At 69.8% G+C, this 24,806-nt stretch carries 20 protein-coding genes; 14 read left to right on the top strand and 6 right to left on the bottom strand.

The window, feature by feature from the left end; all coding sequences use genetic code 11:
* Positions 1-81: 81 nt before the first annotated feature.
* Together ACIPC1_RS17960 and ACIPC1_RS17955 are read left to right on the top strand one after the other, a co-directional pair.
* Positions 82-1,395: a sensor histidine kinase gene (locus ACIPC1_RS17960; RefSeq protein ID WP_402518007.1), complete on the top strand. Its 1,314-nt coding sequence runs from the start codon at positions 82-84 to the stop codon at positions 1,393-1,395.
* Positions 1,392-2,069, top strand: a complete 678-nt coding sequence (locus tag ACIPC1_RS17955; RefSeq protein WP_402518005.1) for a response regulator — start codon at positions 1,392-1,394, stop codon at positions 2,067-2,069. Before ACIPC1_RS17960 ends, ACIPC1_RS17955 begins: the two co-directional genes overlap by 4 nt.
* A gap of 30 nt (positions 2,070-2,099) precedes the next feature.
* Here the strand turns inward: ACIPC1_RS17955 and ACIPC1_RS17950 are convergent, their stop codons facing one another.
* On the bottom strand, positions 2,100-3,059 hold the full coding sequence (locus tag ACIPC1_RS17950) for a nucleoside hydrolase (RefSeq protein WP_402518002.1): 960 nt from the start codon (positions 3,057-3,059) through the stop codon (positions 2,100-2,102).
* Positions 3,060-3,217: 158 nt separating this feature from the next.
* Between ACIPC1_RS17950 and ACIPC1_RS17945 the strand changes: the two genes are divergently transcribed.
* From ACIPC1_RS17945 to ACIPC1_RS17895, 11 genes are all read left to right on the top strand, one after another.
* A complete protein-coding gene (locus tag ACIPC1_RS17945; protein WP_402518000.1) occupies positions 3,218-4,138 on the top strand; it encodes a PfkB family carbohydrate kinase in 921 nt (306 codons plus the stop codon).
* Positions 4,139-4,205: 67 nt separating this feature from the next.
* Positions 4,206-5,195, top strand: a complete 990-nt coding sequence (locus ACIPC1_RS17940) for a nucleoside phosphorylase (RefSeq protein WP_402517997.1) — start codon at positions 4,206-4,208, stop codon at positions 5,193-5,195.
* Positions 5,196-5,308: 113 nt separating this feature from the next.
* Positions 5,309-6,667, top strand: a complete 1,359-nt coding sequence (locus ACIPC1_RS17935; protein ID WP_402517995.1) for an ABC transporter substrate-binding protein — start codon at positions 5,309-5,311, stop codon at positions 6,665-6,667.
* A gap of 79 nt (positions 6,668-6,746) precedes the next feature.
* A complete protein-coding gene (locus tag ACIPC1_RS17930; RefSeq protein WP_402517993.1) occupies positions 6,747-7,676 on the top strand; it encodes a carbohydrate ABC transporter permease in 930 nt (309 codons plus the stop codon).
* Positions 7,673-8,497: a carbohydrate ABC transporter permease gene (locus ACIPC1_RS17925; protein ID WP_402517991.1), complete on the top strand. Its 825-nt coding sequence runs from the start codon at positions 7,673-7,675 to the stop codon at positions 8,495-8,497. Before ACIPC1_RS17930 ends, ACIPC1_RS17925 begins: the two co-directional genes overlap by 4 nt.
* A gap of 1 nt (position 8,498) precedes the next feature.
* A complete protein-coding gene (locus ACIPC1_RS17920; RefSeq protein ID WP_402517988.1) occupies positions 8,499-10,589 on the top strand; it encodes an ADP-ribosylglycohydrolase family protein in 2,091 nt (696 codons plus the stop codon).
* Between the two features lie 54 nt (positions 10,590-10,643).
* Entirely contained in the window at positions 10,644-11,096 is a 453-nt protein-coding gene (locus ACIPC1_RS17915; RefSeq protein ID WP_384382986.1) for a secondary thiamine-phosphate synthase enzyme YjbQ, read from the top strand.
* Positions 11,093-11,989, top strand: coding sequence for a PfkB family carbohydrate kinase (locus ACIPC1_RS17910; protein WP_402517985.1), 897 nt, complete (start codon positions 11,093-11,095; stop codon positions 11,987-11,989). Before ACIPC1_RS17915 ends, ACIPC1_RS17910 begins: the two co-directional genes overlap by 4 nt.
* A 4-nt stretch (positions 11,990-11,993) precedes the next feature.
* On the top strand, positions 11,994-12,956 hold the full coding sequence (locus ACIPC1_RS17905) for an SIS domain-containing protein (protein WP_402517982.1): 963 nt from the start codon (positions 11,994-11,996) through the stop codon (positions 12,954-12,956).
* A gap of 122 nt (positions 12,957-13,078) precedes the next feature.
* Complete coding sequence (locus ACIPC1_RS17900; RefSeq protein ID WP_402517980.1) at positions 13,079-13,858, top strand: GntR family transcriptional regulator; 780 nt, start codon at positions 13,079-13,081, stop codon at positions 13,856-13,858.
* Between the two features lie 125 nt (positions 13,859-13,983).
* Complete coding sequence (locus ACIPC1_RS17895; protein ID WP_402517978.1) at positions 13,984-14,841, top strand: DMT family transporter; 858 nt, start codon at positions 13,984-13,986, stop codon at positions 14,839-14,841.
* 25 nt (positions 14,842-14,866) lie between these two features.
* Here ACIPC1_RS17895 and ACIPC1_RS17890 read toward each other — a convergent pair whose 3' ends face one another.
* The 5 genes from ACIPC1_RS17890 to ACIPC1_RS17870 form a co-directional block, all read right to left on the bottom strand.
* Complete coding sequence (locus tag ACIPC1_RS17890) at positions 14,867-15,697, bottom strand: aldo/keto reductase (protein ID WP_402517975.1); 831 nt, start codon at positions 15,695-15,697, stop codon at positions 14,867-14,869.
* Positions 15,698-15,777: 80 nt separating this feature from the next.
* Entirely contained in the window at positions 15,778-17,280 is a 1,503-nt protein-coding gene (locus tag ACIPC1_RS17885) for a CoA transferase (protein WP_402517972.1), read from the bottom strand.
* A gap of 148 nt (positions 17,281-17,428) precedes the next feature.
* Positions 17,429-18,391, bottom strand: coding sequence for a 3-hydroxyacyl-CoA dehydrogenase family protein (locus ACIPC1_RS17880; protein WP_402517970.1), 963 nt, complete (start codon positions 18,389-18,391; stop codon positions 17,429-17,431).
* Between the two features lie 61 nt (positions 18,392-18,452).
* Positions 18,453-19,196, bottom strand: a complete 744-nt coding sequence (locus ACIPC1_RS17875; protein WP_402517968.1) for an acetoacetate decarboxylase — start codon at positions 19,194-19,196, stop codon at positions 18,453-18,455.
* 178 nt (positions 19,197-19,374) lie between these two features.
* Entirely contained in the window at positions 19,375-20,376 is a 1,002-nt protein-coding gene (locus ACIPC1_RS17870; protein WP_402517965.1) for a helix-turn-helix domain-containing protein, read from the bottom strand.
* Positions 20,377-20,562: 186 nt separating this feature from the next.
* Between ACIPC1_RS17870 and ACIPC1_RS17865 the strand changes: the two genes are divergently transcribed.
* On the top strand, positions 20,563-24,780 hold the full coding sequence (locus ACIPC1_RS17865; RefSeq protein WP_402517963.1) for a hypothetical protein: 4,218 nt from the start codon (positions 20,563-20,565) through the stop codon (positions 24,778-24,780).
* Positions 24,781-24,806: the final 26 nt, after the last annotated feature.

The following is a 24,806-nucleotide window of genomic DNA, read 5'->3' as shown; positions in this document are numbered from 1 at the left end:
CGTGCCCCCGCGATCGCTCTACAGTGATCGCGGGGGCATGCGAGCCGAGTGGAGCGGACCCGAAGGGAAGGTGGAAGCGCCGTGCGATCCGGCAGCCTCCCGCGGGGCGAGCTGTTCCCGCCGGAACTGGACGTGTTGTGGAGCAGTCGGCTGGTGCGCCGGGTCGTCGGCCTGGCCAGTGCGGTGCGTCGGCTGGGTCGTAAACACCCGGTGCTGCTGGACTCGCTGCTGGCCCTGCTCGTACTGGCGGACAGCCTGGTCGACCTGCTCGTACCCAACGAGGGGCACGGCCTGGACGCGCGTCCTGAGATCTCCGTGCTGCTCGTGGTGTCGATGGCCGGACAAGCCCTTCCGCTGATCTGGCGGCGCCGGGTGCCGTCCGCCGTACTGGCGGCGGTGCTGTTCTGCTGCCTGCTCCAGTGGTCCCAGGGCGGGGAATTCCGCAGCGGAGTCGGCAGCCTCATGATCGCGCTGTACTCGATGGCCCGCTACGACTGGATCAAGAGACTGCCGTGGGCGGCGCTCGGCACCGTGGTGGCACTCACCGTGGCCGCCTTCTGGTTCCAGCCCTTCGATCAGCAGTCCCTGACCATCCTCTTCTTCCTGTGCTCCTCGGTCACTGCCGCGATCGCCGTCGCGCTGGTCGTCCGGGTGCGCGAAGCCCAGCTCAGCGCACTGGCCGACCGCGCGGCGCAGCTGGAAGTGGAACGCGCGCAGCGCGAGCAGCTCGCCGTCTTCACCGAGCGCTCCCGGGTCTCCCGGGAGATGCACGACATCGTCGGCCACAACCTCGCCGTCATCATCGGTCTCGCCGACGGCGCCGCGGCCGCACCTGACGCCGAGCGCTGCGCCCAGATCCTGCGGATCATCGCCGGCACGGGCCGGCAGGCGCTGAGCGAACTGCGCCGCACCCTGGGCGCCCTGCGCGAACGCCCCGATGAGCAGGAAGACGCCGCCGCCCTGAGCCCACAGCCGGGAACCGCCGACCTCGCGGGCCTGTTGGAGCGTACCCAGACCGCCGGGCCCCGGATCTCCTACCGCACCGCGGGACGGCACGACACCATGACCCCGGGCGTGCAACTCGCGGTGTACCGCATCGTCCAGGAAGCGCTGACCAACAGCCTCAAGCACGCAGGACCCGAGACCTCCGTCCAGGTCGCGCTGCGGGTCACCGACGAAGCCGTCGACGTGAGCGTCCGTGACAGCGGGCCACCCCCGGGCTCACCGAAGCCCGGACCCACAAGCCACCCGGGCCAGGGCCTCGTCGGCATCTCCGAACGCGCCACCCTCGCGGGAGGCAGCGCCGAGGCCGGGCCGACGGACAGTGGAGGCTGGGTCGTGCACGCCGTTCTTCCCCTGCTCCCGCCCCCAGCCGTTGGAGAGAACCGGCCATGACCACGGTGCTCATCGTCGACGACCAGCCATTGCAACGGCTCGGCTTTCGCATGCTGCTCGACGCCCATCCCGACACAAGCGTCGTCGGGGAGGCCGGGCACGGTGCCGAGGCCGTCCGGCAGACGGCCTCGCTGCGCCCGGACGTCGTCCTCATGGACATCCGGATGCCCGGCGTCGACGGCATCGAGGCCACCCGCCGCATCGTGGCGTCCGGAAGCCGTTCACGGGTGCTCGTGCTCACCACATTCGATCTGGACGAGTACGCCTACGGCGCGCTGCGCGCGGGGGCGAGCGGCTTCCTGCTCAAGGACGCGCTGCCGGACGAACTGCTGGCCGGCATCCGCGCGGTCGCCGCCGGAGACGCCGTCGCGGCCCCGGCTCTGACCCGAAGACTGCTGGACGCCTTCGTGAAGAAGTCACCGGAACCGGCCGACGCCGGCGGCGCGGAAGCCGATTCCCGGCTGGCCGGTCTCACCGGGCGCGAGCGGGAAGTCCTACTGGCCATGGCCCGGGGGCTGACCAACACCGAGATCGCGGAACTGCTGGTGCTCTCGGCCTCCACCATCAAGACCCATGTCGGCAAGGTCCTCGCGAAGATCGGCGCCCGCGACCGGGTCCACGCCGTCATCATCGCGTACGAGGCGGGCATCGTGGGGACCGACCGACCCCGGTGACACGGCTGCCCGAACCCTGCGGCTCCCTGGTCAGGCGGCTTGATCGTCGCTGAGCACGGTGGTCACCAGGTCGAGGAAGCGGTCGAAATCGAGGCTGGAAACGGTCCGGATGACGGGCAGGTCCTTGCGTCCGTGGTGCGCACGGCGCTCGACGACGGTCATCCCACGGGTCAGCTCGCCGCGTCGCTCCACGTCGCAGCGGACCTCGACACACTCGATGAGCGTGGGATCGATGAGAGCGGCGACGGCCACGCTGTCGATCAGGGAGCAGTACGACTGGTAGCCGCGCCCTTTGACGTAGTCCACCACTCGGGCGGCGAGCGCGGCTTCAGGGGTCCGTGCACGGCGCAGCCGGTCGAGGTCGCTGTCGCGGAAGTTGATACGGGGGTGGGTGGCGATGTCGAGGCCGACGGCCACGAGGTCGAACCCGGCCCGGAAGACCCGGTGGGCCGCCTCGGGGTCGACGAATATGTTCCATTCGCTGACCGCGTTGTCGCCGGTGGCCTGGGACCAGGCGTACGGGGTGAGCCCGTAGGAGCCGCCGATGATGACGAGTTCGGTCACCTTCTCGGGCAGCTGGGGGTCGATCTCCAGGGCGAGGGCGAGGTTCGTCAGTGGCGCGAGTGCCGCGATGCTGATGTCACCGGCGTGGGCGTTGACCGTGTCCACGATCAACTGCGGGGCGGGGCGCGGGTCGACGGTGCGCGAGGAGGCGGGGAAGTGGGACTCGGCGAGGCCGTCGCTGCCGTGCGAGAAGGGGTCGACCGGGTAGTCGCCGTCCAGCGGCAGCAGGGGGCCCTGGCCGACCGGGATGTCATCGCGGTCGAGAAGGTCGAGGACACGCAGTGCGTTCGCGGCGGTCTTGTCCGAGGTCAGGTTGCCCGTCGCCGCGGTGACCGCGAGGGTCCGCAGCTTGCGTGACTTCAGCGCGAGGATGATCGCGAGGGCGTCGTCCATGCCCGGGTCGGTGTCGATCAGAAGATTTTTCACACGTGCCTTTCTCGCATTCGGCATCCCGGCTCCGGGCGTCCGGGGGAGTACTTCGCCGAGAGCCGGGACACTGAAAGGTATGGTAGGTATAACAACAAGCAGATTCAATGGGGGATGTCGAAACTCGGGGTAACGCAGAGGAACTCGGAGGAACGAGGGTGTCCCAGCGGCTCGTTGCGGTGTTCTCCCACGCGGTGACCGACGAGGTCTACACGGCTGACGGCACGCTGTCGGCCCGTGAGGTCGGCGGAGCCGGGGCGTACGCGGCCGTCGGGGCCGGCCTGGTGTCCGCGCCCTGGAGCACGGCCATCGTGTCGGGGGTCGGTGCGTTGGACCGACGGCGACTGGGCGCGTGGTTCCGCCGGCGCGAGATCGACCCCGTGGGACTCTTCGAGGTCGGCGAGCACAGCCCGGTCACCCGTGTGCGCTATCGGGGCGACGGGGAGCGCGTGGAGGAGTCGGTACTGGGGGACGCCCACTTCGCCGCGCACACCCCCTTCCCCAGCCGGTGGCCGGTCGGTCAGGACCGGCTGGCGGGCGCCTATCTCTTCCACGGCACCGACGAGCGGTACTGGAGCGAGGTCGCCGCGCTGCGGCCACGATGGCGCGGCCCGGTCCTCTGGGAGATCGCCGCCGACGCCTGCACCCCGGCGGACCGGGCCCGGGTCACGGAGTTGGCAGGGCTCGTCGACGTACTGTCCCTCAACGCCGCCGAAGCCGCGGCCCTGACCGGCAGGCCGGACCCGCTCGACGCGCTGGCCCGGCTGCCGGGGAACGGCCTCGTGGTGGTCCTGCGGTGCGGTGCCGCCGGGTCACTGGTCCGGCACGGACGCAGGACCTGGCAGGTGGGGACGGCGCCCGGACCCGTGATCGACCCGACCGGCGGCGGCAACGCCTACTCGGGAGCCTTCCTGGCCGCCTACGCCTCGACCGGCGACATCCCCGCCTCGGCGCGGGCCGCCGCGGCCGCCGCCTCGCGCACCATCGCGCAGTACGGCGCCCCGGGCGTCGGTCCCCTGGAGCGCGACGAGACCCGGCGCGCCGTCCGCGAAGTGACGGTGTCCGCGACCACCACGTGACGAAGGAGCAGACATGGCCGCTGGTGCAGGGACGGGTGCTGGAACAGGGGTAGGTGCTGATGCGGGCATGGCTGCTGAGGCACGCACGGCCGCGGGAGAAGCCACCGGCGCTGAAACAGGCATGGGCGGGACGCCGGGCTCCCCGGCGTGGAACCCCGCCCGGATCTACGACGACTACGCCCTCGCCGACCACCTGCCCCGCCGTGGGCTGCTCCGGGACGGCAGGCCGGCGCTGTCCGGCATCGACCCGGCCCGGGTGGCCCGCTACGTCCTGGTGACCGTGCGCGATCCGCTCTGTGCCTACGACGAGGACCCGGCCGAGCAGATCGCGCGGCGGCTCGACGAGCCCGAGCGGATCGGCGACTCCGGGATGTTCACGACGTACTCCGGGCGTTGCGAGGGCGTGCCCGTGACCGTCGTCTCGGGCGGGAGCGGCTCCCCCGAGGCCGAGCTGATCATGCATGAGCTGCTGGAGTTCACCGAAGCGGACACCTTCGTACGGGTCGGCGGCTCCGGCGGTATCCACCCGCGGGCGCTCCCGGGAGATGTGGTGGTCACCACCGGGGTCGTACGGGACGAGGGGATGACCCGCGCCTACATTCCGGCGTCCTATCCGGCGGTCGCCCACCATGAAGTGGTCCTGGCGATGTCGCGGGCCGCCGTCGAACTCGGCTGCTCCTTCCATCAGGGCATCACCAGGTCGAGTGACTCCGACTTCTGCGGTGTGGGCCGCCCCGGAGTGGGTGGCTATTTCCAGCCATGGCATCTCGACATCCTCGAAACCTGGGCCCGGGCCGGCGTGCTCAACGGGGACCGGGAGTCCGCGGCCGTGGTGACACTCGCCGGGCTGTTCGGCAAGCGCGGTGGCTCGGTCTGCTCCGTCGCCGACAATGTCATTGCCAACAGGCCTTTCGTCGCCGGGGCCGGTCATGTGGCGGCCGTCGACGTCGCGTTGCGGGGCGTGGTCCAGCTCGCCCGTCTCGATGCGGCCAAGGAAGCTTCGGGTGGTGGCCCCTGGGTGCCGGCGTCCTTCGAAGCAGTGTCCGAAACTCGTTGACACCACCCAACAGTGGTCCTATGGTACTGAGATCAGTACCAATAACAACGAGGTTAGCGGTGCTCCTGGCGGACCCGGAAGGGCCGGCGTGCGGTAGCGAAGGAGCTTGGTACATGAGCAGATCAGGAATCCGGGTGCTCGGCGCGGGCCTGGCGGCGATGGCTGTCGTGCTCTCCGCGTGCTCCGGCGGCAGTTCCTCGGCCGCCGGTGGTCGCCAGACCCTCCAGCTGTGGTTCTGGGGTGCGTCGCCGCAGCAGCAGAAGACCATGAAGTCGGTGCTCGTCGACGGGTTCGACAAGTCGCAGAGCAAGTACAACCTCGAAGTCACCTTCAACAACGCGGTGGACAAGAACGTCCAGGTGGCGCTCTCCGCCAACAAGGGCCCCGACATCGTCTACGGCTCGGGGCCGTCCTTCTCCGCGGCCTACGCGGTCCAGGGCAAGCTGGCCGACATGACCCCGTACGCGGAGAAGTACGGGTGGAAGGACCGGATCCTGGCGCCGATGTACGACTCGGGAACCGTGAACGGCAAGCTCTACTCGCTGCCCAACTCGCTGGAGAACCTGGGGATCTTCTACAACAAGAAGGTCCTCGACCAGCTGGGCGTCGGGGTGCCGACCACCTTCGCCGAGCTGACCGCCGACATGGACAAGGCCGCCAAGGCGGGCATGTACCCGTCGGTCACCGGCAACAAGGGCTGGAAGCCGGTCAATCAGAACTACATCTCGATGTTCCTGACCCATGTGGCGGGCGGCAAGGCCGTCTACGACGCGCTACAGGGCAAGATCAAATGGACGGACCCGAAGATCGTCAAAGCGGTCGACGACTCCGCCGACTTCTACAAGAAGGGCTACCTCGGCGGGAAGGACTACGCGAATCTGAACTTCACGGAGTCCATGCAGCTGCTGGCCCAGGGCAAGTCGCCCTTCTTCTTCGGCCCCACGCTGGCCTTCCAGTTCGCCAGTGACTACTTCAACGACGCCGCCGGGAACACCTCCGACCTCGGCTTCGCCCCCTTCCCGAACGTCACCGCCGGTCTTCCCTCGCCCAGCGGGACGCTCGGCACCACGGCCTCGCTGTCCATCAACGCCCACTCCCCGAACAAGGACGGGGCGGCCGAGGTGATCGACTACATGATGAGCGACAAGTTCGCGCAGGAGATGAACAAGACCTGGCCCGGGTACTGGGGCGTCCCGCTGAAGAACTGGGACCTCGACCCCGACTCGTACACCGGTCTGTCGAAGGAGTTCGTCCAGTCGGTCAAGGACACGGTCGACATGGTCAACACGGGTGACTACGGCTTCTTCGCCGGCACCTTCTTCCCGCCGGCCACCGCCACCGCCTTCACCGACATCGACGGGGTCTGGCTCGGCACGGAAAGTACGACCGACTTCCTGAACAAGATCCAGTCGACCTTCGACGACGAGAAGGCCAAGGGTCTGGTGCCACCGGTGCCCGAACCCGCCGGGTAACGGTCCGTCCCCACCGACTCAGAACCGTCGGATGCCGCGGGCCCGACGCGCGGCATCCGACGCTCGGAGGAATGCGAGCATGACAGCTACGGCAACTCTGGCGCCCCACCGGGAAGGCCAGGCCCCCGCACCGGACCACCGGGCCGGCCGCGCCTACCGACGCCGCCGGTCGCTGGTCAACCACCTGCTGGTCGCACCGGCCCTGCTCCTGTCGGTCCTGGTCGTCGTCGTACCCGGCGTCCTCACGGCGATGGCCGCCTTCACGGACTGGACCGGCGTCGGCTTCCACGCGAACTACGTCGGCCTGAGCAACTTCACCGACATCCTCGCCGACCCCGTCTTCACGACCGCGCTGAGCAACAACATCAAATGGCTCGCCCTCTTCCTCACCGTCCCCGCCGTCATCGGCCTGCTCACCGCGTGGCTCCTGCTCCGCAGACGCCGCACGCGCACCTTCTACCAGGTCGTCTACCTCATGCCGTACGTCCTGGCACCGGTGGTCAACGCGATGGTGTGGCTGAGCATCATCTACAACCCCAACGGCGGTGTCACCGGGGTCCTGCACATCGACTCACCGCTCTCCAGCCTGCACGGAGCGATCTACGCCGCCGCAGCGGTCGACATGTGGCACTACTGGGGCTTCCTCACCGTCGTCTACTTCGGCGCCATGAGGCAGACGCCGGTCGAGCAGGTGGAGGCGGCCATCGTCGACGGCGCGGGCTCCTGGCAGGTCTTCCGGCACGTCTATCTCCCCAGCATCCGCCCCACGTTGCTGCTCATGGGCGTGATGACGGTCATCTTCTCCTTCCTCGCCTTCGACTACGTCTACCTGCTCACCCAGGGCGGCCCGGCACACGGCAGCGAGGTACTGGGCACCTACGCCTACGCCTTCGCCTTCTCGGCCTTCGAGTTCGGCAAGGCAGCCGCCGTCGGACTCATCATGAGCTTCTTCGGACTGATCGCCTCGTGCGTCTACACATGGATGAGCCGGAGGCAACTGTCGTCATGAGAAACCGACTCAAGGGCCTCATGGCCCACGCCGTGCTCCTGGTGTTCGCCGCCACCGCCCTTTTCCCGCTCCTGCTGGTCGTGCTCAACAGCTTCAAGACCAACGCGGGCGTCACCGGCAGCCCGTTCGCGCTCCCCAAGTCGTTCAGCCTGTCCAACTTCGAAACCGCCTGGCAGTACGGCGGGTTCGGCACCGGATTCGTCAACAGCCTTCTGCTCACCGGGACGACGGTCGTCGTCGTACTGCTCTGCTCGTCGCTGGCCGGTTACGTGCTGGCCGGACAGAAGATCCGCATGTGGCCCGCCATCATGGTCTACCTGACCATGGCCATGACGGTGCCGATCCAGCTGTTCATCTTTCCGCTGTACGCCGGTGTCGCCGCCCTGGGGCTGCTCGACAACGTTTTCGCCGTCGGCGTGATCCTCGCCGCGATCAACATGCCGTTCGCGACCTTCCTGATGCGCACCTTCTTCCTCAACGTCCCCAAGGAACTCGAAGAGGCGGCACTGGTCGACGGCGTCAACGTCTTCCAGCTGATCCACCGCGTGCTGCTGCCCGTCGTACGGCCCGGTCTGATCACCGTGGGGATCATCGTCGGCTTGAACGCCTGGAACGACTTCCTCATCTCCTCGACCTTCCTGCACGACCCCTCCGACCAGACCGTCACCCTGGGCTTCCTGTCGATGAACGGCACCTTCTCCACGCAGCTGGGGGCCATGATGGCGGGCGCCCTCATCCTCATCCTCCCGGTCCTCGGCGTCTTCATCGCCCTGCAGCGCTACGTCGTGGACGGCATGGCCGGCGGCGCGGTCAAGGGCTGACATGACGACACATCCCGTACGACAGGCTCCTGTTGAGCGCCCGCGGTACGCCGAGCAGGTATACGCCGGAGTCCTCGGCAAGATCATCGGCGTCTATCTGGGACGCCCGGTCGAAGGCTGGGCCTACCAGGACATCGCCGACCGGTTCGGAGAGGTCGGCCGGTACGTCAACGACGACCTGGGCGTCCCGCTGATCGTCGCCGACGACGACATCTCCGGCACCCTCGCCTTCGCCCGCGTCGTCCTCGACAACCCGAGCCGGACGGTCGAGGCGGCCGACGTCGGCGACACCTGGCTGAACTACGTCATCGAGGACCGCACCATCCTGTGGTGGGGCGGCATGGGCCGGTCCACCGAGCACACCGCCTACCTCAACCTGCGCCGCGGCATACCGGCCCCGCGCAGCGGATCCATCGCCGTCAACGGCCGCACCCTCGCCGAGCAGATCGGCGCCCAGATCTTCAGCGACGCCTTCGGCCTGATGCACCCCGGCGACCCCGACCGCGCCGTCGCGCTGACCAGGACCGCCGCATCGGTCAGCCACGACGGCGACGCCCTGGAGTCGGCCGGCCTACTCGCCGCCATGCGCGCGCTGGCCTTCGACGAGCCCGACCTCGACCGTCTCCTCGACGCCGGCACCGCCTACGTACGCTCCCCGGCGGTACGCCGCCTGCTGGACGACGTCCGCGCCAACTGCTCCGCCGCACACGACTGGCGCGACATCCGCGACTGGGTGGACCGGCACTACGGGTACGCCCGCTACCCGGGCCCCTGCCACGCCCTGTCCAACCTGGCGATGTCGCTCGGCGCGCTGCTCGGCGCCGGCGACAGTTTCCCCGACTCGGTGATGATCGCGTCGTCCGTGGGCTTCGACACCGACAGCAACGCCGGGACCGTGGGCTGCCTCAACGGCGTACGCCTCGGTCTCGACGCACTGAGCGAGGGCCCCGACCTGAGGACTCCCGCGGCGGACCGGCTCCTTGTCGTCACCTCCGACGGAGGGGAGTGCGTCAGCGACGCCACCCGCGAGGCCGACCGGATCCTGGCCTCCGCCGCCACCCTTGCCGGGGACGAACTCCCGCCGCCCCGGCCCCGGTTCACCTTCGCCTACCGAGGCTCGGTCCAGGGTTTCGCCGCCTGTCCCTACCACCCGGGCGGCGACGTCCACGGGACAGGGAACGGTCTGCGCGTCGAGCTCGGCGGTTCCCCCGAGGCGGTGACAAGGCACGTGTCCACACCCACGTTCCTCGACCCCGCCGAGACCAGCGGCAACTTCTCCACCCTCGCCAGCCCCACGCTCTACCCCGGCCAGACGCTGACCGCCCGCCTGTCCGCCGCGCACGACGGCACGAGCGTCCGCGCCTATTGCCTGTACGCCGACGGGGACCGGATCAGCACCGTCCTCGGCGAGGCACATCCACTGGGCCCTGTCCCTCGTACGGTCACCTGGCAGGTCCCTCCCGTCGACGGACGGGTCCCCTTCCGGGTCGGGTTCGCCTTCACCGGAACCGGTACCGAGGCGTTCCTGCACGAACTCGACTGGCGCGGCGCACCGGAGCGCTTCGAGCAGAGCGGCGTCCTGCTCTCCTCGATCTGGGACACCACGCCCCAGGCACTCGCGCCCTGGGTGAGCTCGGCGAAGAACTTCGAGGCCGACTTCGCCGTCACCTACTCCGTCTCCCACCCGGACACCCTCGGCGTCGTCACCACCGGCACCCGGGACTGGACCGACTACGCCGTCGCCAGCCGGCTCACCCTCTCCCTGCACGAGAGTGCCGGCCTGGTGGTCCGCAGCAGGGGTCACCGCCGCTTCTACGCCGGGGTCTTCACCGGCGGGGACCGGCTGCGCCTGCTGCACCAGCGCGACGGCGAACGCCGCGTCCTGGCCGAGACCCCGTTCCCGTACGACCGCGACCGCCCCTACGCGGTGGAACTGCGCTGTCGTGGCAGGGACCTGGAGCTGTCCGTCGACGGCAGCACCCTGCTCACCGGCATCACCGCCGACACCCTCGGCGGCGGCACTGGATTCCTCGTGGAGCGCGGCGCCGTCGCGGCCGACGGCGTACGCATCTCACGGCTTGCCGCGCCCTAGGCCCTGTCGTCCAGCGCGGTGAAGGACCACGAAACGAACACGAAAGGCACATCGATGAGCACTCCCCCCACGATCGGCAAATGGCAGCGCTTCAGCGTGAACACCAAGCCCGCCGACGGGTACGCGGCACCTGTCGGCTACACCGATCTCACTCCGCGGCTCAGGGACGCCGTCCCGCCGCAGCTGGGCGACGGGACGCTCACCGTCTACATCCCGCACACCACCTGCACACTGATCCTCAACTCCGGAGTCGACGGCACCACGCTGCACGACATCCGGCTGTACATCGAGGGACAGATACCCGTGGACCGCCCCTTCGTCCACCTGCATGACGGACCGCAGGACGCGGCCGCGCACGTGCGGTGCGTGTTCGGTGCCCAGTCGCTGACTCTGCCGGTCGTCGACGGGCAGTTGGGGATCGGACACAGCCAGGGCATCTACCTCCTGGAGCTGGACGGGCCGCGCGACCGCACCGTCCAGTACGCCTTCTCCCGGTTCTCGCAGTGACGCTGGTCGGCATCCACGGGGGCCTGTCGGTCGATCACCTGGTCACCGAACCCGCCGGGGCACGTTTCTCGTGCCCCGGCGGGCCCGCCCTGTTCGCCGCACTGGGCGCGCGGCTCGTCTCCGGCACCGACGTTCGCGTGAGCTGCCCGCTGCCCGAGGACGCCCCCGAGTTCGCACGGCTCTTCGACGACCTGGGCGTCGACCGGCAGTACTGCCCACAGGTGCCCACCGTGCCGCGGTTGTGGATCCTGAACTCCGCCCGCGGACGGCGCATCGTCGCCCAGGACACGACAGCACGTACCGAACTCGAAGGACCCGATCCCGTCGGGCCGGAGCCGCGGGACTCGCTTCCCGCGCCGGCACCGAGCTTCCAGGACGGCCTCGACGGACTGGTCGCCTCGTCCCCCACCGAGCGGCCCGAGGCAGACCCCAGGACCCGGGTCGGTCTCGACCCGCACCAGACCCTGGTCGCCGAACAGGGCCTGGACCACCTGCGCCGGGTGGTCTCGGCGACGACCGTACTGCTGCCCAGCCGCGTCCAGTTGAGCCTGCTGGACCCCGACCCACGCCGCGCCGCCAGGTCACTCGCGGCCGCGCTGGACCTGCCGGTGATCGCCCGCCTCGACGCCGAGGGCAGCTACGTCGTCACCGCCGACGGCAGCTGGTCCGTACGCGACCACGCGGTCTCCGTCGTGGAGACCACCGGCGCCGGTGACGCCTGCGCGGGCGCCGTCGTGGCCGCCCTCGCCGCCGGCGCCGACCCCGTCGAGGCCGCGCTGTTCGGCACCGGCATCGCCCGCACCGCCCTGGCGGGCTGGGGCCACGAGGCCCTCGCCGCGGCGACCCCCATCGCACGCCCCTTCCCCGGCATCACCACCCGCAAGGAGCACTAGAACCATGTCCGCCACACCCGCACCCGCCACCGTGAGCGCCGCGCTGCGCGCCGCTCTGCTGGACGTGTCCCCGGTAACCGTCGGCAGCGTTCCCGACCTGGGACGCGCGGTATTCGTCGGCTCGGGGGACTCGCTGGCCTCCGGCCTGGTCGCCACCGGATTCGGCCACCGCGCCCTGTCGGCCGGGGATGTCACCTGGAGCGAGACCCTGCCCGCCGCCTGCGACACACTCGTGGGCATCTCGCACTCCGGAACCTCCGGCGCCACCGTACGGGCCCTGCGCATGGCCCGGACCGCCGGGCTGAAGACGGTCGCCATCACCTCGCAGGCGTCCTCACCGCTGGCGGACAGCGCCGACGAGGTCCAGTTGGTGCCCGCGCTCCGCGTGGAGGAAGTAGTCCCCTGCGCCGGACACGTCATGCTCGCCCAAGGGGTGGCCGCGGTCTGCGGAGTCGACACCTCGCCGTTCAACCGGGCCCTCGCGAAGAGCCTCGACGGCATCCGCGTGGCGGTCGAGGCACAGGTGGGCGCGCTGCCCGATTCCGGACCGGCCGCCATGTCGGTCCTGTCACTTCCGGAGCTCTGCAGCGGAGCCGACTTCTGGGTCCTGAAGCTGATCGAAGCCTGCGGAATCGCGGTGCGCGGCGTGCCCCTGGAAGAGAGCGGCCACGTCGACTACTTCATCGGCCCCGAACAGCACCTCACCCTGCAACTCATCGGCCCGCACGGCCGACCGCGATTCGACCGCCTGGCCGAGGCTCTGCGTACCACCGGCCAGACCGTCGTTCAGGTCGACGCAGGCGAGCTGACGGACCCCGATGTGCCGGACGCGGCCGTGCTGCGTGACATCGCCACGGCGGTGGCCGGGACCTGGTTCGCCCACGGTGCGGCACTGCGGTGGGGCCGTCCGCCCTTCCGCGGCGGAGCGGTGAACATGGACGCGAAACACATCAAACTCGACTCCTGACCCACCTGTCGTACGCCTTCGCGCGCCCCGCCGTCTCCACGAGCCTCGCGCGATAGGTGCTAATATTGAGACCAATTGTGCGACGTGGACTGCGGCGCGCGAAGGCCGAGGGGAGTCCGTACGTGTCCGTCGTCGAGGGTGCGACGACCGACCGGGGGCGCATGTCCGTGCACCCGGTTGATCGCAGATCGCCCATGCCCGCCTGGGCTCAGGTGCAGCGCGATCTGCGTCGGCAGATCGACCAGGAACTCCAGACGGGCTACCGGCTGCCGACCGAGCGTGAACTCTCCGAACTCTACGGCGTCAGCCGCATCACCATCCGACAGGCGCTCGGTGCCCTGGCCGCGGACGGCTACGTCGAGCGCCGGCAGGGCGCCGGGACCTTCGTCGCCGACATCCCGGAACCGGTCCAGCACGACTTCGCACTCACCACGCCGTGGCGGGACCGTTTCCACGCCGCTGGGCAGACCGCGAAGTCCGTCCAACTGCGCGACGAGCCCGCCGAACCCGAGCCGCACGAGCTGATCAAGCTCATCACCCCGGAGGAAGCCTCCGCCAAGCGGCTTCACCTCAAGCGGCTTCACGTGGTCAACGACCGCGCGATCGGGCTGACGGACTCGTGGGTCCCCGAACCCGTGGCGCCCGGACTGTCCGATCGACTCCTCGTCGACGGCTCCCTGTCCCGGACGCTTCGCGAGGTCTTCGAGCTCGTCCCCGCTGACGCCAACCACTATCTCGAAGTCGGCGCGGCCAACTCCCATGAGGCCCGCCTGCTGAACACCACCCTCGACGCGCCGCTGTTCGTGGTGTGGTCCGTGGCCCGCCTCGAAGACGGCCGCCTGCTGGAGACGACACGGACCGCGTGGCTCGGGAGCCGGGTGCGCTTCCACTACACGTCGTGACCGCTTCCTCGTGATTCCCCTTGCCCTGGCGAGGCGACGCCGGACCCGGCGCGAGGTGTGTGCCGAGCCCGCCGGTCGGCGCCTCCCGGAAGGCCTCATGGCCTTTCTACGGGCATGGTGGAGGGGTGATCGTGCTGGCTGTGCTGTTCGCTGTCCTGGGGGCCGCCAGTAACGCGGCCGGTACCGCCTTTCAGCGGAAGGCGGCGTCCACCGTCGCGCGCGGCGGTGGGCTGCGCCTGATGTTCGACCTGGCTCGGCGTCCGGCCTGGCTGATCGGGATCTCCGGGGTTGTCGCAGCCGCGGTTTTCCAGGCCCTGGCTCTGGTGAACGGGCCACTGGCACTGGTGCAGCCCCTGTTCATCCTGGAGCTGCCACTGGCCCTGCTGATCGCCATTCCGCTGCTGCACAGACGTCTGCCACGTGCGGGCTGGTGGGCCGTCGCCGGTGTGGTCGTCGGCCTCGCCCTGGTCCTCGGCTCGGCCGCCCCCTCGGGGGCCCACGACCAGGCCTCCATGGTGAGGTGGATCCCGGCGCTGGTGCTGTGCCTGGGAGCGATGGGCGTACTGGTCGCCGTGGCCCGTCCGGGGCATCCGCCGCTGTTCCGGGCCGCCGTGCTGGGATCGGCGTCCGCCGTCGGCAACGCCCTGACCGCCGCGCTGCTGAAGTCGGCTACCGGCACCCTCGCCGACGACGGATTCACCGCCTTCCTCGGCGCCTGGCAGACCTACGGGTTCGCGCTGACCGGCGTCAGCGCGATCCTGCTGCTGGAGAACGCGCTGCAGGCCGGCGCCCTGGCGGCCTCGCAGCCCGCGCTGACCATCGGTGACGCGACGGTCAGTCTGATCCTGGGTGTCACCCTGTTCGGGGAGACGGTCCGTACCGGCTGGTGGCTGCTCCCCGAGGCGATCGGGACCGCAGCGATCCTGTGGGGCGTGCTGCGGCTGACCCGTGTGGTGCCGCACATTCGCCAGGTCACGGGGTAGCCACTCACCTCGCGGGCGCCCGGGATCAGAACTCCTCGTGCACCTCGGGATCTCCACCGATACGCCGCGAGGGCAGGCCGGAGAGGGCCGCCAGCTCGGCGGGCGTCAGTTCGAAGCCGAAGATGTCGAGGTTCTCGCGTTGGCGACCGGGGTCAGCGGACTTGGGAATGGGGACCGCACCCAACTGCGTGTGCCACCGCAGCACGACCTGCCCCGGCGTCACGCCATGGGCCTCGGCCACCTTCACGACGGCGGGGGTGTCCAGCAGGTCGGTGCTGTGGCCCAAGGGAGTCCAGCTCTCCGTGCGGATGCCCTTGTCGGCGTGAAAGGCCCGCAACTTCTCCTGCGGGAAGAAGGGATGCAGTTCGACCTGGTTCACGGAGGGCAGGACGCCGGTCTCCTCCTCCAGCCGCGTGATGTGTTCCGGGGTGAAGTTCGAGACCCCGATCGAACGGACGAGGCCCTCGGCGCGGAGTTTGACCATCGCCTTCCAGGACTCCACGTACTTGCCGACGCGGGGGAGCGGCCAGTGGATCAGATAGAGGTCCACGTACGCCAGGCCGAGACGGCTGCGGGACTCCTCGAAGGACGCGAGGGTCTCCTCGTACCCGTGATGCCTGCCGGGCAGCTTCGTCGTGACGACGATCTCCTCGCGAGGGACGTCGCTGCGGGCGACGCCGCGCCCGGTTCCGGTCTCGTTGCGGTAGTTGGTGGCCGTGTCGATGAGGCGGTAGCCGATGTCCAGCGCCTCGCCGACGGCTTGCTCCGCCTGCGCGTCGTCCATCGGATAGGTGCCCAGGCCGAGGGCGGGGATCTTCGAACCGTCGTTGAGCCTGTGCGCGGGGATGCTGATCACGGAAGGGCCTTCCCATGTTGCTGTGCGGTACAAGCGGTGAGTCGTTGCGCTGGGTGCAGCGGGCAGGGCCGGTGACCCGGTCAGGCCTGTGGCAGCCAGGTGGGGGCGCCGCTGCCCCGGGGTACGAGCACTGTACGGAAGCGGCCCGGGGTGGCGGACATGACGACCTGGTCGGTGACGCCGGTGTAGTGGCCGCAGGGGGTCTGGGCGGTGAACTGGTCGGGATCCAGGTAGGCGTGGGGCGAGTCGGGGCCGCCGGTGCCGGCGACTTCGTGGGCGTAGGCGCGGTCGAAGACACCGAGGCTGAGGATCCAGGCGGACACCCGGCTGAGGCTGAGGCTGACCCGGTAGCTGCCGCCCTGGGTGGCCCGGAGGATGAGGGCACGGATGATTCCGGTGGTGGCCAGCCAGGACAGGACGTAATCGTTGACGACACCGATGGGTGGCAGGGCAGGGCGCCCGGCAGTTCCCTCCCGGAGCATCACCCCGCTGACGCAGCCGGCGGTCTGGTCGAAGCCGACGCGGTCGGCCCAGGGGCCGCTGTCACCGTGCAGGCTGACGGTCGCGTAGACGAGGCCCGGACGTACCGCCGTGGCCTCCTCGGGGGACAGCCCGATCTTCTCCAGGAAGCCGGGCCGGCGGTTGGCGTAGAAGATGTCCGCCTCGCGCAGGAGATCGCGGATGCGGCTCTGGCCTTCGGGGGAGTACGGGTCGACAGTGGCCGATCGTGCCCCGACGTTCGCGGTGTAGTACGTGACGTCGTTCTCCCACTCGGTGGGACGCCACAGGTTCAGGACGTCCGCGCCGTGCTGGGCGAGGTCGCGGCCGATGCCCGCGCCCGCGATGACGTGTCCCATTCCCAGCGCACGCAGACCGTCCAGGGGCTGGGAAACTCCCGCCGGCAGGGGTTCGGGCTCGCTGTCGCCGATCTTCTCGATCCTGATCAGTGGCTCGTGGGCGAGGTGATCCCGGTACTGCGGTTCGGTGAGGAAGTCCTCGGTCGTGCGCAGCATCGGCATCACGACACCGGCGTCCGCGCCGGCCTGTTCCAGGTCGGCCGCGTCCCACGTACGGATGGCTTCCGCGACGGCGGTCTCGTCCGGGTGGGTCCCCAGCAGCCGGAGCGTGGCGTCCTTGATCTTCGGATACAGGTTGAGCGGCATGACCCAGCGCTCGTCGCGGGTCTCGTAGAACCGCAGGCTGAAAGGGTTGTCGGGGTCATGCGGCCGGCCGGGGCTGAACCCGTTGAGCTTCTCCCACTTCTTGTCGTAGAAGGGGCACAGGCGATGCGGGGCCTTCCGCAGGTCCATGGTGATGTCCTGCCCCTCACCCCCGCGGTGCCGCCACATCGACGCGAGGGCCACGGACTTGGCGGTCATGCCCAGCGCCGGCACTGCTCCCAGACGGAGAGTGGAGGGCACGATCGGGTCGGTTCCCAGGAAGGTGATCGCGCCGCCGCTGTCCTCGGGCCGCATCCCGATGTCGGCCAGGACGTCGTGCAGGGCGTGGTGGATGTCGAAGTCGTCGTCGCCGGTGAGGGGATGGGCTACGGCCTGGGAGATCTTCTCGGTGAGCGAGTTCATGGTGGGGGACTTTCCACAACGGGGAAGAGGGGGGATGACACCAAGGCGCGCGGGGCTGCGTGACCGCCGTCCCAGGCCTGGTGCGCCTTGGGCTGAGCTGGATCGCGGTGCTACGCCCGGTGCGCCTCGGTCTGCACTCGATCGCGTCCTACGCCTCGTGCGCGTCGGGGGTCTCGGAGAGGGCACGCATCAGGAGGACCTGCTTGCGGTCGCGCTCGGCGGCCAGTTCGTCGATGCCGGCGCCGAAGTTCCGCGCCTGTTCGCTCAGGGTCTCCACGGTGGCGTCGTCGAAGGCGACGTGCTCACGCGCCATCTGGTCCCAGCGCTTCTCCATGCCGGGGCCCAGGTGCGTGACGAAGTGCTCCAGGCCCCCTTGCCCTCCGCCGAGGTGGAACGTCTGGAACGGTCCCGCGACCGCCCAGCGCAACCCGATGGAGGAGGTGACGATGGCGTCCAGCTCCTGTTCGGTGACGACTCCGTCGGCGACCAGGTGGACGCATTCCCGGAAGATTGCCGATTGCAGACGGTTGGCCACGAAGCCGGGAACCTCCTTGCGGAGCACCTGGGGGCTCTTGCCCAGCGCCGTGTAGAAGGCACGGGCCCGCTCCACCGTTTCCTCGCTGGTGCGCTCACCGGGCACGATCTCCACGAGCGGTACCAGATGCGGCGGGTTGAAGGGGTGGCCCACCACCAGACGTTCCGGTCGGCGCAGCACGGTGGCGATGTCGGTGGCCGGAATCCCGGAGGTGGAGGTGGCGAACAGGGCGGTGGCCGGCGCGTTCTCCTCGATCGTTCGCCACATCTCCTGCTTGACGTTCAGCCGTTCGGGCCCGTTCTCCTGTACGAGGTCGGCCTCACGCACGGCGCCGGCCAGGTCGGGTTCGAAGCTGAGGTTCTTGGTGAGGTCCTTTGTCTCCAGGCCCAGGCCTTGGAGTACGGGCACGGTTCCGTCGATCAGTTCCCGTACCTGGGTGTCGATGCCGGGCTGGGGGTCGCTGAGGGTGACCTCCAGTCCGTGGGCGAGAAACAGTGCGGCCCAGGAAGCGCCGATCACGCCTCCGCCGACGACCGTGACGCGGCGGATTCCGGCGGCGTCGGTGGTTTCCGTCATGGAAGGGTCCTCTCTGAGGAAGGGGCGGTCCTACGAGTGCGGCTGACCCGGAACGCGAGGGTTACGCGGGTCGGGCGAGGTAGTCGTGTACGACTTCCGCGCGGCCCAGGGTGAGGTCGGCGAGGATGTGGCTCGCGGAGACGACTTCGAGTACGGGCAGGTCGGACAGCGGCGCGAGCGCGTGGGCGAACAGTTGCAGGCGTGCCGGCCCTGACCAGGCGCCCTTGACGGTCACGTCGGAGATCTGGGCGCGGACCAGTTCGCAGATGCGGGGGGTGCCGTCGTAGCCCGGCAGTTTCTTGAGCATGAAGGTCGGCAGGGTGACTTCGTCGCGGGCCTCGGCGGGGTCCAGAAGACGGTGCTTGTAGCCCATGGTGGCGGTGGCGACGCGCAGGCTTCCGTAGTCGAGGGTGCCGACCAGGGTGTCGGAGTCGACATACAGCCGCGGCGCGCCCAGTTTCTTGGGGAAGGCGCTGACCTCGCGGCCGCTGGCGATGGCCGGGAAGCTGTCGACATACATGGCCAGGCTGTATTCGCCGCGCTCACCTTCGTGCTCGACGGTCACGACCTGGCCGGACTCGGTGTAGTCGCCGAGCCCCGTCACGTCGGGCATGCGCATCACCTCGAAGCGCACCAAGGGTTCGGGAACACGCAGCGGCTCCGGTACGACGGCGGCGAGGGCCTGCGGGTCGGTGCGGTAAGTGATGTTGAGGTACTCGCGGTTGGTGAACCGGTAGGGCCCTGTCGGGAAGGCAGGGGCGTTCAGGGGAGTGGTCAGAGACCGCACGACGTCGTCCGCGCGCATCAGGATCGCCTTTCTCTCTTCTCGGCTGCCAGGAACTCTCTGCCGGACCGGATCCTATTAGTTGCCATATACAACTTGTTGCTGGTTGCAACGATAAATCGGAGTGACGTATTCCTGCAAATCCATACTGACGTCTGGAGTCGGTCGGCGCTCAGGGGGCCGCGGCGGGCCCGGGTGGTCAGAGCCAGCCGCGGCGGGCCGCCGTGAGACTGGCCTGGAAGCGGGTCGAGGCGCCGAGTTCGCTCATCAGCCGGTGGATCCGCCGCTGGGTGGTCCGCTCGCTCCAGCCCTGTGAGCGGGCGATGGCCGCGTCGGTGAGGCCGGAAGCGAGTAGGGCCAGCAGGGAGCGGGTGTCCGGATCCGGCTGGACGGGAACGGTTCCGGGCTGCCGTGTCGGGTTGTCGCCAGCGGGGTCTCCGGCGTCCGGCAGGGCGACGGCGCGCTCCCATTCGGCTTCGAACAGGGACTCCAGCGCGACGAGCATGGGGGACTGGTGGATGAGGTAGGCCGCCGACTGACCGCCGGCCGCGAGGCTGAAGGGGATGATGGCCGCCTGGCTGTCGCTGATCACCAGCTTCAGCGGCAACTCGGGGCGTACCCGGGCTTTTTCGCCCGCTCTGATACTGGGCGCGATGTCGTCGTGCATCCTGCCCGGCCAGGCCACGGCTTCCCGGTCGTAGATCACCCGGTGGGCCACACCGTGCCGTTGGCGCTCGATCTGGTGGTCGAGGCGGCTCCCCGGGCGGTCGACATAGGGCGGACGGTCGAACGCCCGCAGCTGGTGACGGGCGTCGGCCGTCAGCCGGCCCACCGCCGAGCTGATGTCGTCGCGCTCGGTCAGCAGTTCCACGGCCATCTCGGGATGCGTGATCCGCGCGGCCTCCCGGTAGGTCGCCATCAACTGATGCACCAGTGAACGTGCTTCGTCGAGGCGGTGCTGCTGCTCGTCGATCAGAGCGGTGACCGCGACGTCGGGGGCGGTGGCGGAGAAGCGGGGCGGCCGTCCGGTGGTCCGGGTCGCGAGGCCTTCCTTGACCAGTGCCGACAGTGACCGTCCGGCGCCGGCCGGGGACAGTTTGCAGGTCTCCGCCAACTCTGAGGCGGTGCAGCGTGGATGCTCCACCAGGGCCGTGTAAACGTGCTCTGTTTCCTCCGTAAGTCCCAGCACGTTAAGTCCCATGAACCCTCCGCCGTGCAGGTGGCGACTGTCCGCCACCCGGCGTACTTCGGCCACCAAGATTGCCTTGTGTCACTTCCGACTCGGTTGACATCTTCCATCAGTAAGAAGGCGGCGCGTCGCCTACCCCCGTATGCGGCAGTGCGTCCCGCCAGGCAGCCTGCCGTGCTGAACCGGAAAGGCCTGCCCGTGCTCCAAGCGCATGCCCGACACAGGCGGCACACCGCCGCGGCTCTCGCCCTGGCGGCGCTGGCCACCGCCGTCGTCACCGGCACCGCGTCCGCGGCTCCGTCGTCCGACGGGGCTTCCCCGGCGCCCGCCGCTTCCGCCGCGCCCTCCGGTGCCGATCAACTGAGCATCGGGAAGACGCCGTTGGACGGCACCGTCAAGGGCGCCGCCGAGCCGCCCGCGCAACGCCAGGGAGTGGTGCCGGGCCAGGTGCTGGTCACCCTGGACCCGGACACCTCCGTCACCGGGGCCGCCCTGTCCGGCAAGGCCCAGCGCCAACTGGAGGCCCGCGCGCCGCAGACCAGCGACAAAGCGCTGGACACCAAGCTGCACGCGGTGGGCGCCACCTCCCTGCAGCCGCTGCTGCCCTCGCTGTCCTCGGCCGACACCGGCTCCCTGACCGCGGCCGCACGCGACCAACTGGGAGCCGAGGCTCCCGACTTGTCGCGTACCTACGTGGTCAAGGTCAAGGAGCAGGACTCCACAGCTGTCGCCGGTGACCTTCAAGGCACATCCGGAATCGCGTACGCCGAACCCAACCGCTACGTGAACACCATGAACGCCGGAGCGCAGCCGCTGCCCACCTCGGCCGGCGCTGCGAAGGCTCCCGCGGGGACTCCCGACGTCGCGATCACCCCTGCGACGACCCCCGACGCCGGGGCCGACCCCGCCGACGTACCGTCGAACTACGCCGTGTCCTCCTCCGCCCAGGCGTTCCTCAACGCAGGGGGAGTCAACGCCGTGGGCGCCTTCTCCACTCTCCAGGACGGCTACGGCCAACTGCCCGGCACCGGCCAGACCATCACCAACGTGTCCATCGGCGACCTCACCGACCAGTCGATGGCGGACGCCGGAGACAACTACGTCAACGGCTACGGCCCGACCACGGTGCTGAAGGACGGGAAGCGGTACCTCGACCTGCCGTCGATGCCGCTGATCCCGACCTACGTGGCCGGCAGCGACGGCGCCCTCGACCCGTCCGCCTCCACCAAGAACCAGGACCCCTCGCTCGGCGAAGTGCTCCTCGACTTCGGCGTCATGGCCCCGCTGCCCCACGACCAGCAGCGCGAGGACGCCCTCGGCAGTGGCTACACCGACCTGCTCGGCATAGCCCCGGGGGCCGACTACCGGCTGGTCGTCCCCCAGGAGCCGACGATCGAGCAGATAGCCGGCGCGCTGCTGGCCGCCGCCCACCAGTCGCCCCGCCCCGACGTCATCACCGCGAGCCTCGGCTTCGGCACGGACTCGGTCGGATTCCCGGGCCGCTACCTGGAGGACGACCCCTTCGTTCGGTCCGTGGTCGCCTCGATCGTCCAGAAGGACGGCATCGTGGTGTCGATCTCCTCGAACGACGGCACCCGGCTCTACACCCCCGCCGCGGTCGGCCCCGACGGCGGCAGCACCCCCACCGACACGGCCCCGAACACCGCCTCCGCCACCACCATCGACGACGTCGCGCTGACCACCACCCCGTCCAAGGTGCCCGACACCGGCGCCATCGCCGCGGGCGGCACCACCCTGGACGACACACTCGCCGTACCGGCGAACTCCAGCAGCCCGTACGCCGATACCGGCACCGTCGCGGAGACCAGGATCAGCGGCTTCGGCAGCTTCGCCTCCGGCTTCGGCAGCCGGGTGGACCTCTCCGCCCCCAGCGACAACATCATCGCCTTCCAGCACAAGGGAGGCGGCAGCGCGCAGGCCGTCACCGCGGTGTTCAACGGCGGTACGTCGGCGTCCGCGCCCGAGATAGCCGCGGCCGCGGCGGTCGTGCTCCAGGCCGGCCGACTGGCCGGGCGTGACCTGAGCCCCAAGCAGGTCAGGGACCTGCTGGAGAAGACCGGCCGCGCGGTCGAGAGCCCGCCGCAGATCGACCGGACCCTGCACGTCGGACCGCAGATCGACGTCACCGCCGCCACCGAGAAGGCGCTGGGCGGCAAGTTGAAGAGCGACGGGCCTTCGGTCGTGCGGCTCTCCGTCGCCCACCGGGTCACCGTGGGCGCGCTCGGCGGCACCTTTCTGGAGACCACCGACCAGAACCGTATCGACCTCGGTGACATGGCCTCCGGCGGCAACGGCGAGGGACTGGTCGGCCCGGTGACCTTCGCCGCCGACGTCACCGGCCTTCCGCAGGGCGCCAAGCCCCGGTACACGCTCACCGTCGCCGCCGACCATCCGGTCACCTTCTCCTCCGACACCCCGGCTATCCGCGTGACGCCCCGGCAGCTGCTCTCGGCGGCAGGGCTTCCGGTCGTCTCCACCACCGACCGCGACATCGAACTCACCTTCAAGGTGCAGATCGGCGGCAGGACACAGGCCACCGTGCACCGCACCCTGGCCATCGGCCCGAGCGACGGCCGCTATGTCGAGTCCACCGCGCCGCTCGCGCCCGCCACCGCCGATGCCGGGAAGGCGGTCACCGTCTCCTACGACCTCACCGGCGTCACCACGGCGACCGCCCCCGAACTGGTGGTGTCCACCGTCGGTCACTGGAACCCGGTCCTCGGCCCGATCTTCTCCGCCGCCTGGCACCAGAGCCTCACCGCGACCACTGGCACCGTCACCATCCCCGCGGACGCCTTCAAGGGCGGTGGCGGGATCTACGGCATCGGTATCGCCCTGTCCGGCTTCGGCGGCAACCCCAGCCTCACCAAGTACGGCGAGTTCGCCCCGATCCGGATCGCCGGCGGCACCGCCGCCACCCGGCCGGACGCGCCGACCATCGCCACGACCGGGAGCGGCGCCCCGTACGGCCACACGGCGGAAGTCACCCGCACCGCTCCCGACTTCCGTCTTCGCTACGACGTACGCAGCGTTCCCGGCGCGAAGTCCGCGATCGTCGAGTTCTCCGCCCCGGCCCCGACGCTGTTCGGTTCGCTGAACACCTTCAGCAACGCCAACGGCTCGGCGCTGGACAACGACGCGGCGGACACGCCGTCCACCGTCAGTAAGGAGCTGTCGGCCACCTCCGGCACCGTCCGTCTCGACGCGTTGTCCCTGGGCCTGACCACCTCCGCGACCTACAGCGTGCGTGTGCTCGCCCTCGACGGCCACCAGCGGGTCATCGGGCAGGCGTCATCCGTCTCCAACCTGGCCGTCGACGACGGCCTCGCTCCCGACGGCAGTACGGTGCTGAGCTTCAGCGCCGCGGGCAAGGACTCCATCGCTGCCCTGCGCACCACCGCCGGCGGCACCGAAGTGCGGCGTTACTCCACCTCGACCGGCGCCTACGGAGCCGTACTGACCTCGGACTCCGGCAGCGGTTCGGACTACCAGGTGATCGGCGTTGCCCCGGACGCGCACCGGGTGCTCCTCGGGCACGTGAGCGCGGCCGGCGGCGACGTCAGGCTGGAGACCTGGGACACCGTGACCGACACGCTCGTCGGCAGCTCGACCCTGCGGGCCGCGGAGTACCTGGTGGTCACTGGACGGGTCGACGCCAAGCGCGACCGGGCCGCCGTACTGCTGCGCGCCAAGGTGGGCAACACCGACTCGGTGCTCCCTGTCGACCTGGCCACCGGCACCACCGGCGAGCTGATCCAGGCCGACAACAACGGCAAGATCCCGACCGGTACGTACAGCCTGCTGGACATCGACCAGTCCACCGGTGACGTGTTCCTGGGCAAGATCGCCACGAACATCATCTGCCTCGGCGGTGTCGCCCCCGCCCGGGTGGACCTCGACAGCGCAACCGTGACCACATCGGGTTCCATCTCGGCCTGCGGTCACGGCATCGCCTCGGACGATGCGGGCACCCTCTACAGCGTGTCCGCCACCGCGATCAGTACCAAGATCGCGCCGACCGCCACGCTCACCACGTACGACGAGGAGACCCAGACCACCGGTGACGCCTTCGCGCTGCGCAAGGGCACGCCCGTGTCGCTCGCCGTGGACGGCGTCCACCACCTCGCCCTGGTGTCGTTCGCGGCCCCGGAGGGCACCGTGTACTTCGGTTCCCAGCAGGGTGTCGTGTCCGACAACAACGCGACCAGCCAGATAGCGGTCGTCGACCTGACCACAGGAGAGGTGATCCGCACCGTGAACGGCCTGAGCGTCACAGGCCGGGGCGGTCTGCTCCTGCACGGCGTGCAGGACCCCTCGATCCAGCTCGATCCGACCACCCGCACCGCTTGGACCTACGGTCCGGACGGCAGCCAGATCCAGCAGTTCTCCTACTGATGACCTTTTGACCCCCTCCACCCATC

The organism is Streptomyces sp. NPDC087263, from assembly GCF_044744645.1.
Taxonomy (GTDB): domain Bacteria; phylum Actinomycetota; class Actinomycetes; order Streptomycetales; family Streptomycetaceae; genus Streptomyces.
Note: the sequence above shows the minus strand (reverse complement) of the source record. Positions and strands in the feature narration are given on the sequence as shown.

What these genes read in the sequence shown, in the direction of transcription:
- ACIPC1_RS17955 (WP_402518005.1), top strand. Translation starts at nt 1,392, where the DNA reads ATGACCACGGTGCTCATCGTCGACGACCAGCCATTGCAACGGCTCGGC.
- ACIPC1_RS17940 (WP_402517997.1), top strand. Translation starts at nt 4,206, where the DNA reads ATGGCTGCTGAGGCACGCACGGCCGCGGGAGAAGCCACCGGCGCTGAA.
- ACIPC1_RS17935 (WP_402517995.1), top strand. Translation starts at nt 5,309, where the DNA reads ATGAGCAGATCAGGAATCCGGGTGCTCGGCGCGGGCCTGGCGGCGATG.
- ACIPC1_RS17930 (WP_402517993.1), top strand. Translation starts at nt 6,747, where the DNA reads ATGACAGCTACGGCAACTCTGGCGCCCCACCGGGAAGGCCAGGCCCCC.
- ACIPC1_RS17925 (WP_402517991.1), top strand. Translation starts at nt 7,673, where the DNA reads ATGAGAAACCGACTCAAGGGCCTCATGGCCCACGCCGTGCTCCTGGTG.
- ACIPC1_RS17920 (WP_402517988.1), top strand. Translation starts at nt 8,499, where the DNA reads ATGACGACACATCCCGTACGACAGGCTCCTGTTGAGCGCCCGCGGTAC.
- ACIPC1_RS17915 (WP_384382986.1), top strand. Translation starts at nt 10,644, where the DNA reads ATGAGCACTCCCCCCACGATCGGCAAATGGCAGCGCTTCAGCGTGAAC.
- ACIPC1_RS17905 (WP_402517982.1), top strand. Translation starts at nt 11,994, where the DNA reads ATGTCCGCCACACCCGCACCCGCCACCGTGAGCGCCGCGCTGCGCGCC.
- ACIPC1_RS17885 (WP_402517972.1), bottom strand. Translation starts at nt 17,280, where the DNA reads ATGAACTCGCTCACCGAGAAGATCTCCCAGGCCGTAGCCCATCCCCTC.
- ACIPC1_RS17880 (WP_402517970.1), bottom strand. Translation starts at nt 18,391, where the DNA reads ATGACGGAAACCACCGACGCCGCCGGAATCCGCCGCGTCACGGTCGTC.
- ACIPC1_RS17875 (WP_402517968.1), bottom strand. Translation starts at nt 19,196, where the DNA reads ATGCGCGCGGACGACGTCGTGCGGTCTCTGACCACTCCCCTGAACGCC.
- ACIPC1_RS17870 (WP_402517965.1), bottom strand. Translation starts at nt 20,376, where the DNA reads ATGGGACTTAACGTGCTGGGACTTACGGAGGAAACAGAGCACGTTTAC.